Annotated in this window: 1 protein-coding gene; it reads right to left on the bottom strand. The window is 35.3% G+C overall.

Features of this window, described 5'->3' with window-relative positions; all coding sequences use genetic code 11:
* Positions 1–210: 210 nt before the first annotated feature.
* On the bottom strand, positions 211–1565 hold a 1355-nt coding region (locus tag AC1DTM_RS25835), incomplete at its 5' end, for a peptidoglycan D,D-transpeptidase FtsI family protein (protein ID WP_477001223.1).

Raw genomic sequence — 1565 nt, 5'->3', positions numbered from 1 at the left:
ACTCTCATATTTATTATTAGCAATGCCAACCTTTCAGAAATGAAAATAAAGATGAGGTATCAACTTTCTAGAGATACAACAAAAAAGCATTCTCGATTAGAAAGAATGCTTTTTTGAAACTTTATTGTTCTTTGTTTTTCCCAATTTACACCTTTGAGTTAAGCATACATATAATAATTTCAGAAAAAGATTTCACCTTATAATTTAGTGTTATTTCTGAAAAACATGTTTTACTTTTTCGCCTGGAACATTACTCCCCCCTCTTCCTTTTACATCTTCAATCATCATGGTAACAATCATGTCTGGCGCATTTGCATCAAAAGCTGCAAACCATCCAAGTTCTTTTCCGTCTGCTTCTTTCGACTCCTTCAGTTCTGCTGTACCGGTTTTACCAGCAAGAGTTACACCATCAACCTTAGCAATTCTCCCAGCGCCATCAGGGTCATTAATGACTTTTATTAATGCACTCTTTAATATCTCTTGATTCTTTTTAGAAACCACGTTTTCTTTCCAATTCCCCGCTACTTTTGCTTCTTTTAACAGATGAGGCGACGGAATATTCCCTTCATTCACAATCGGTGCATATGTTAATGCTAAATGAAGTGGTGTCATTAATACTTGTCCTTGTCCATATCCGGTATCTGCTAGTTGAATATCGTTTTTTATCCCATCTTTTGCAATTGTTGAAATAGGAAATTCGTATTCGATTGGTAATTTTTCATAAAATCCGTATTTCTTAAATTCATTTACATACTGATCTTTTCCCATTTTCAAAGCTTGTTGAGCAAAATAAATATTATCAGAGTACTTCATTGCCTTATCAAAATCAATTGGACTAGCTTCCTTCACACGTGTTACATAATAATTTCCCCACGATGAATCTTTCGTCCATTTTAATCCTTGAATTTTAAATTCTTCTTTAGGATTTATTGTTTTCGTTTCCAAACCAATTGCACCTGTAATCGTTTTAAATACAGAACCTGGTACAAATGCTTTTGTGAAGCGATTCATCATTGGCAGTTTCGAGTCGTTATTCCATGCTTCTCTTTGGGCTTTTGACGCTCCTCTAACTATTATATTTGGATTATAAGCAGGGCTACTTACGAGTGCGATTGTTTCACCCGTTTTAGGATTGACCGCTGCACTAGATCCTGCTTCATTTTTCATCTCATTAAAGATTTTTTCTTGAATTGCAGCATCAATTGTTAACGTAACATTTTCCCCTTCTTTTGCTTCTTTTTTTGCTACGTTTTTAATCTCTTTCCCGTTCTCATCTTCTATAAATACGCGTCCACCCTTTTCACCACGCAATTTATTCTCTAGTACTTTCTCTAAACCTGTCTTACCTACTAAATCATCTGCTTGATAACCTTTTCTTTGAAGCGATTTTAACTCCTCTGCATTCACCTTTCCTATATATCCCGTTAAGTGTGCCGCTGCTTCTCCTAATGGATACGTACGAATATTTACTGGGCGAGATGAAACTCCTTCTAATTCAATATAATCATTCTGTCTGGTTCCCTCTTTTAAAATACCAATTGGTACAAGGGAATCTGGTTTTATCC

The organism is Bacillus sp. P4_D3 (assembly GCF_056401855.1).
The sequence above is the reverse complement of the archived record's forward strand: the minus strand, read 5'-3'. Positions and strand labels throughout refer to the sequence as shown.